The following is a 6979-nucleotide window of genomic DNA, read 5'->3' as shown; positions in this document are numbered from 1 at the left end:
CCGCGCCGGGGGGGGGGGCGGGGGCGGGGGGGGCCCCGGCCCCCCGCGGCGCGGGGGGGGCGGGCCCCCGGGGGCCCCCGCCCCCGCCGTCCGGGTTCCCGCACTCACCCCGCGCGGGCCGCCTCCGCCCGGACGAAGGCCGCCAACCGGGTGACGCCGTCGCTGATCTGCGGTGCGCTCAGGGCGCTGATCGAGAGCCGCAGCCGGCGCTCGCCCCCGCCGGCCGGGTAGAACGGCGCCATCGGCGTCCACAGCACCCCGTACTCCCGGGCGCAGCGCAGCATCGCCGCGTCGTCCGCGGTGAACGGCACCGTGACCACCGCGAAGAAGCCGCCCTCGGGGCGGTTCCAGGACACCCCGAGCCGCGCGCGTTCGGTCGCCGGGAAGAGCCGCTCCAACTCCCGCAGCAGCATCGACAGGTTGGCCGCGTAGTGCGCGGTGGCACGGGCGTTCGCCTTGCGCAGCCGGCAGTCGTTGCGCAGCAGCATGCCGCCGATGACGGCCTGGCTGAGCGCGGGCGTGTTGACGGTCGTCATGCTCTTGAGCCGGGCCAGTTCGTCGGCCAGCAGGCTGCGCCGCCCGTCGGGGGCGACCACCTCCTGGTCGGCCACCACGTAGCCGAGCCGGGCGCCGGGGAAGCAGGTCTTGGCGAAGGAGCCCAGGTAGACCACCCGCCGGTCGAGGTCCAGGGCCTTCAGGGTGGGCCGCTCGCCGGGCTCCCGGGCGAAGAAGCCGTACGGGTTGTCCTCGACGATCAGCAGCTCCTCCTCGGAGGCCGTCTCCAGCAGCCGCGAGCGGGCGGCGAGCGGCATGCTGGTGCCCGAGGGGTTGGCGAAGTCCGGGACGACGTAGAGGGCGCGCGGGCGCCGGCCGGAGGCGCGCACCGCCCGGGCCGCGGCGCGGACGGCCTCCGGGTCGGGCCCGCCGTCGGGACCCTCCGGCACCGGCTCGGTGCTCAGGTCGAGCAGCCGGGCGGCCCCGGTGACGCCGACGTAGCAGGGCGAGCTGACCAGCAGGACGTCGTCGGGGCCGGCGCACAGCGCGCGCAGCACCAGCAGCATGCCCTCCTGGGCGCCGACGGTCAGCACCAGGGCCTGCGGGGGCACGGTCAGGCCCTCGTCGTTGGCGAGGGTGCGGGCTACCAGGTCGGAGACGATGCCCTTGGTCGGCCCGTACTGGAAGATCGCGGTGCGCACGGCGGAGCGGTCCAGCCCGCGGCCGGCGAGGTGCGCCAGGTAGGCGTCGAGGTGCTCGTGGACGTCCTCGGGCTCGAAGAACCCCTCGTACGGGCGGCCGGGGGCGAAGGAGATCGCCTCGGGGTGGCGCTCGGTGACCTCGTTGAGGAAGGTCATCGCGTCGAGCAGCGGGTCGGAGAGGCTGGCGTGCAGCTCGTCGAGGCGCAGCGGGCCGGTCATCGCAGGGCCTCGCGGAGCCGCTCGGCGGCGTACTGCTGGGCGTCGCGGCCGGCGTCGAGGGTGCCGGCCATGGCGAAGAAGCCGTGCGGCATGCCGTCGTAGCGGCGCACCTCGACGGGGACGCCGGCGGCGCGCAGGGCCTCGGCGTACTGCTCGCCCTCGTCGCGCAGCGGGTCGTACTCGGCGGTGATGACGGTGGCGGGCGGGAGTCCGCGGTGGTCGGGCGCGCGCAGCGGGGAGGCCAGCGGGTGGCCGCCGTCGACCGGGTCGGCCAGGTAGTGGCCCCAGTACCAGGCGACCGAGCGGCGGTTGAAGAGCAGCGGGTCGTCGTGCTCGCGCAGCGATGGGGTGTCGGCGCGCCGGTCGGTGTTGGGGTAGACCAGGAGCTGGTGGCGGAAGGCCGGGCCGCCCTCGTCGCGGGCGAGCAGGGTGAGGGCGGCGGTGAGGTTGCCGCCGGCGCTGTCCCCGCCGACCGCGAGGCGCCCGGGGTCGATGCCGAGCCGCTCGGCGTGCTCGACCAGCCAGTGGGCGGCGGCGCGGCAGTCGTGCACCGCCGCCGGGAAGGGGTGCTCGGGGGCGAGCCGGTAGCCGACGGAGGCGGTGACGCAGCCGACCGCGTTGGTGAGGCGGCGGCAGACGGCGTCGCTGGTGTCGGGCGAGCCGAGGGTCCAGCCGCCGCCGAACAGGTAGAGCAGGGCGGGCCGTCGACCCGGTGCGCGGTCGGGGCGGTACAGCCGCAGGGTCAGCGGGCTTTCGGGGCCGGGGAGTTCGTGTTCCTCGACGACGGCGACCGGTTCGGGGCTGCCCGCGTTGGCGCGGATGTCGGCGAGGTCGGCGGCGCGGGCCTCGGCCGGGGTGAGGGTGTAGAGCGGGGGTGCGCCGGACTCCGCGCGCAGGGTGCGCAGGGCCTCGGCCTGGGGGTGCAGTGGCATGGGTGTCCCGTCGGGGTGGTCAGGTGGTCGGGCGCCGAGCGGCGGGGCGGGGTGCTCGGCGGGGCGCGGGCCGGGCCGCGGTCCGCGGGCACACGGTGGCGGGTCGCGGGTCGCGGGTCGGGCCGCGGGCGTACGGTGGCGCGCCGTTCGGCGCCCGGGATCAGCGGTCGGCCTCGACGTAGACGGTCTCGTCGGTGCGGAAGGCGGTGTCGAGGTCGGCCACGTCGGGGCGGGCGCCCTCGCGGTAGGCGCACGGGCGGATCCGCTCGGGGGCGAAGCCGGCCGCGGTCAGGATGTGGCGCAGCTCGTCCAGGTCGTAGATCCACTGGTGGCCGTAGTGGCGGAAGATCTGGTTGACCAGGAAGGCGGGCCGGTCCGGCATCGGCGGGCCGAAGCCGAGGGTGGCGAGACGGCGGCGGTGCTTGGCGAGGAAGCCGTCCCGGTTGGTGTAGCCGGCCAGGTAGCGGGCCAGGTCGGGGGTGGTGATCCGGAGCACGCCGCCGGGGCGCAGGACGCGGCGGGCCTCGGTGAGCCAGTGCACGGCGACCGGCAGGGTGACGTGCTCGACCAGGTGCTCGGCGTAGACCCAGTCGACGCTGGCGTCCGCGAAGGGCAGCGGGCGGGAGATGTCGAGCTGGGTGAACCAGCGGTCGCCGTCGACGCGGTAGAGCGTGCCGGGCTCGGTGGCCAGCTCGGGGCTGCGCAGGGTGGCCAGGTCGGTGCCGAGGCCCTGCGGGTGGTCGGTCCGGAACGCGGCGAACTCGATCCCGGTCAGGCCGAGCTCGGTGAACTCCCGGTGGTCGCGCGGCAGTCCGGCGGGCGCGGCCTCCAGGCTGGTGCAGGTGGCGACCTGCTCGCTGAAGCGGTCGAGCCGGACGGCGAGGCCGTCCGGGTCGTCCCAGTCCCAGCCGGGGAATGCGGCCTGGTTCTTCATGGGGTCGGTCTCTCCTGGGGTGGGTACGGGGGTGCTGTCGTCGGGTCGGGGTGCGGCGCGGGCCGCGGGCCGCGGGCCGCGGCGTCGCGGGGTTCAGCGACCCGGGGTTCGGCGACCTAGGGTTCGGCGACCTGAGGCACCCGGGTGATCGGTGCACGGCCGTGGTCAGTGCACGGCCGTGGTGAGTGCGCCGCGGTCCAGGTCGGCGAGCCGGGGGCGGCCCAACAGGGCCAGGGTGTCCTCCAGTTCGGCGTTCAGCAGGTCGAGGACCTGCTCGACACCGCGTTCGCCGCCGACCGCGAGGCCCCAGAGCACCGGCCGGCCGATCAGGACGGCCCGGGCCCCGAGGGCAAGGGCGGTGGCGACGTCGGTGCCCGTTCGGACGCCGCCGTCCAGCAGGACGGGCAGAGTCCGGGGTACCGCGTCGACGACCTCGGGCAGCGCGACCAGGGTCGGCCGGGCACCGTCGAGTTGGCGTCCGCCGTGGTTGGAGACGACGAGGGCGTCCACGCCGTGCTCGGCGGCGAGCCGGGCGTCCTCGGCGGTCAGGATGCCCTTGAGGACGATCGGCAGTCGGCTGCGGGCACGCAGCCAGGCGAGATCGGCCCAGGTCAGCGTGGGGTCGAACTGTTCGCGGGCGTGGTCGGCGATGCCGGAGGAGCCGGTGTGGGCCCGGTGGCTGGCGGCCATCAGGGCCGGGTCGAGGTTGACCGCGCGGACGTCCTGCGGGATCGCGAAGCCGTTGCGGGCGTCGCGCAGCCGGCGGCCGATCCGGGGGGCGTCGACGGTGAGCACCAGGGCGCGGTAGCCGGCGGCCTCGGCGCGTTCGATCACGGCGGCCAGCGCGTCGCGGCGGCGCAGCCAGTAGAGCTGGAGCCAGAGCGGGCCGGTGGCGACCGCGGCGGTCTCCTCCACGGTGCGGCTCGCGAACAGGCCGGTGACCAGCAGTGTTCCGGTCCGGCCGGCGGCGCGGGCGGTGGCGGTCTCGCCGTCGGGGTCGACCAGCCGCTGGTAGGCCATCGGGGCGATGCCGACGGGTGAGCGCAGCGGGGCGCCGAGCAGGGTGAGCCCCCGGTCGGGGGCGGAGACGTCGACGAGTGTGCGGGGGCGCAACAGGCAGTGCTCGAACTGGGCCCGGTTGGCAGCGAGGGTGCGTTCGGCGCCGCTGCCTCCCTGGATGAAGTCCCAGACGTCGTCCGGGAGTCGGGCACGAGCTGCGCGTTCGACGTCCGCCAGGGTCAGCGGTACCACGGGCATCCTCTCCCGGACGGGCCGCGCGCGGGCCCGCCCCGGCTCGGCAGCGTAGGAGGTCTGGACCTCATTGGTATAGACCTTGATTTGATTATTCGTCTGTGCAATCGTCTGGCAACGGAATTGACCGTACTGCTTGTGAACGGCGTCCATACAACCTCCTCTTTCGTGGAGTGGCCTTGACCGGCTCTTCCCCCCTTCCGCCCGCGACGGGCGGCCCCCCGCACGCCGAGGCTCCGCACGACTGGGTGGAGCGGTTCCTCCTGGCCGGCCCCTGCGACGAGGAATGCCTGCGCTTCGGCAGCCCGGTGGACCGCGCCACCCTGCGCACCCTGGTCGCCGAACAGGCCGAGCGCCTCACCGGGGCCGGCCTGGCACCCGGCGGCACCGCCGCGCTGCGCCTGGCGCCCTCGCTGGGCTTCGTCGCCGCGCTGCTCGCCTGCTGGCGGCTGCGCGCCCAAGTCATGCTGCTGGACCACCGTTTGACGGAGCACGAGATCTCGCTCGCGGTCGACCGGCTGGCCCCCCAGGTCCTCGTGGAGTCCGCGCACCGCCCGTCGTCCGCCCTGCGCGGCTTCGCCGAGACCGACCCGGTGCCGATCGGACGGCCGACCGGCCGACCGGCCGCCACCGGCCACGCCCTGGTGCAGCTGAGCTCCGGCTCGACCGGCCCGGCCAAGGTGATCGCCCGGACCGCCGCCGACCTGCTGCGCGAACTCGACCGCTACGCACGGCTGGAGGCCTTCCCGAAGGCAGGCGAGCGGGTGGTCCTGCTCTCCTCGGTGGTGCACGTGCTCGGGCTGGTCGGCGGACTGCTGAACAGCCTGCACGCCCGTGCCCCGCTGACGGTGCCCGAGCGCATGACGGCCGCCGGCATCCTGGCGGCGATCGGCGAGGACGACCGGCCGACCACCGTCATCGGCGTCCCCTTCCACGCCGAGCTGCTGGCCGGCGCCGCCGCCCCGCCGCCGCTGCCACAGCTGCGCCGGATGGTCGTGGCCGGCGAACTGGTCCGGCCCGGTCTGCCCGCCGCCTTCACCGCCCGCTACGGCGTCCCGCTGGGCACCATGTACGGGATGACCGAGCTGGGCGTCATCGCCACCGACCTCAGTGGCGCCCTGCACCCGGCGGCCGAACCGGTGCACGGGATCGAACTGCGTACGGTGGCGGGCGAGTTGCAGATCGCCATGGCCGCCTCCCCGTACCCCGGGCTGGACGACCCGACCCGCTGGGCGGACGGCTGGCTGCACACCCGCGACGCCGCCCGGCTCGACCCCGGCGGCCGACGGGTCACCGTACTCGGCCGGCGCGACTCGCAGGTCTCGATCGGCGGCCTCAAGGTCGACCTCACCGAGGTCGAGCAGACCCTGGCCGGCCTGCCCGAGGTCCGCGAGGCCGTGGTGGTCTTCGACGACGGTTCGATCGAGGCCTACCTGGCCACCGACGAGGCCGCCGACCACGCGGCCGTCCGCACCCTGCTGAACAGCCGGCTCGCCTCCTACAAGCGGCCCCGACAGCTCTCCTTCCTCCCCGCACTGCCCCGCACCGCCACCGGCAAGCTGCTGCGCGACACCACCGCGCTGCGCGAGGCCGCGGCCCGGCACTGACCGGTCCGCGCCGCCGCAACCGCCTCGCCGCGGGACCGGCGAACCGCACCGCCGTGCGACAACACCCCGACACAGCAAGGAGTTCCACCATGCAGGACCGCATCCGCGAGTTCGTCCTCGCGTCCCTCGCCGAGATGCAGTACGACGTCTCCGAGGTGACCGGCGACACCGACCTCGGCCCGGCCGGGCTCGACCTCGAATCGCTCGCGCTCGCCGACCTCTCGGTGCAGGTGGAGGACGAGTACGGGGTCAAGTTCGACCTCGACGAGATGGAGACCACCGCCCTGATGACGCTCGACCAGTTCACCGCGGACGTCGCCCGGCGGGTCGCCGCCCTCGACGCCCCGGCCGCCACCGGCAGCCCCGCGTGAACGGCGCCGTCCTGCCGGGCCGGGCGGACGTCCTGGAGATGCTGGCGGCGTTCGGGCAGCGCGCCGCCGACACCGTGCCGGAGTCCCTGGGATCACTCGAACTCACCTGGCTGATAGCCGAGTTCGAGCAGCGGTACGACACCGTGCTGGAGCTGTCGGACGAGCGCTTCGAGGCCGTCCGCACCGTCGACGAGGCGGTCGAGGTGCTCCGCGAGGCCGTCCTCGCCACCCGCGGAGCCGACGCCCGGGCCCCCGGCACCGGCGCTCCCGGCGGGGCCGCCCAGCCATGAGTGCCACCGCTCCGCCGGCCCTGCGGCCGGTGCTCACCGGCCTCGGGGTGCTCAGCGCCTTCGGCCGCGGCCCGGCCCCGCTCACCGCGGCGGCCGGCCACGGCCGGGACGCCTTCGCCGAGGTCACACGCTTCGACTTCGGGGCCCGCAGAACCCGCCGTGCCGCCCGGCTCACCGGC

Annotated in this window: 7 protein-coding genes and 1 pseudogene; 4 read left to right on the top strand and 4 right to left on the bottom strand. The window is 75.5% G+C overall.

All coding sequences use genetic code 11. The annotated features are described in order from the left end of the window. Nucleotides 1-104: 104 nt before the first annotated feature. The 4 genes from ACWGB8_RS37145 to ACWGB8_RS37130 all read right to left on the bottom strand — a co-directional run bounded on the left by ACWGB8_RS37145 (nucleotide 105) and on the right by ACWGB8_RS37130 (nucleotide 4538). On the bottom strand, nucleotides 105-1415 hold the full coding sequence (locus ACWGB8_RS37145) for an aminotransferase-like domain-containing protein (RefSeq protein WP_452218078.1): 1311 nt from the start codon (nucleotides 1413-1415) through the stop codon (nucleotides 105-107). After that, entirely contained in the window at nucleotides 1412-2347 is a 936-nt protein-coding gene (locus tag ACWGB8_RS37140; RefSeq protein WP_452218077.1) for an alpha/beta hydrolase, read from the bottom strand. Before ACWGB8_RS37140 ends, ACWGB8_RS37145 begins: the two co-directional genes overlap by 4 nt. A 160-nt stretch (nucleotides 2348-2507) precedes the next feature. Beyond that, nucleotides 2508-3281 (bottom strand): class I SAM-dependent methyltransferase, encoded by a 774-nt coding sequence (locus tag ACWGB8_RS37135; protein WP_452218076.1) that lies wholly within the window; start codon nucleotides 3279-3281, stop codon nucleotides 2508-2510. 165 nt (nucleotides 3282-3446) lie between these two features. Continuing rightward, complete coding sequence (locus tag ACWGB8_RS37130; RefSeq protein ID WP_452218075.1) at nucleotides 3447-4538, bottom strand: alpha-hydroxy acid oxidase; 1092 nt, start codon at nucleotides 4536-4538, stop codon at nucleotides 3447-3449. 167 nt (nucleotides 4539-4705) lie between these two features. Between ACWGB8_RS37130 and ACWGB8_RS37125 the strand changes: the two genes are divergently transcribed. From ACWGB8_RS37125 to ACWGB8_RS37110, 4 genes and pseudogenes are all read left to right on the top strand, one after another. Further along, nucleotides 4706-6139, top strand: a complete 1434-nt coding sequence (locus tag ACWGB8_RS37125) for a class I adenylate-forming enzyme family protein (protein WP_452218074.1) — start codon at nucleotides 4706-4708, stop codon at nucleotides 6137-6139. An 89-nt stretch (nucleotides 6140-6228) separates the two neighbouring features. Next, nucleotides 6229-6510, top strand: coding sequence for an acyl carrier protein (locus ACWGB8_RS37120; protein WP_452218073.1), 282 nt, complete (start codon nucleotides 6229-6231; stop codon nucleotides 6508-6510). Further along, entirely contained in the window at nucleotides 6507-6800 is a 294-nt protein-coding gene (locus ACWGB8_RS37115) for an acyl carrier protein (RefSeq protein ID WP_452218072.1), read from the top strand. Before ACWGB8_RS37120 ends, ACWGB8_RS37115 begins: the two co-directional genes overlap by 4 nt. After that, nucleotides 6797-6979 (top strand): annotated as a pseudogene (locus ACWGB8_RS37110) (beta-ketoacyl-[acyl-carrier-protein] synthase family protein); the annotation flags it as partial. The gene ACWGB8_RS37115 and the pseudogene ACWGB8_RS37110, both read left to right, overlap by 4 nt.

It is taken from the genome of Kitasatospora sp. NPDC054939, from assembly GCF_053610105.1.
This window is presented reverse-complemented; position numbering and strand designations above follow the sequence as displayed.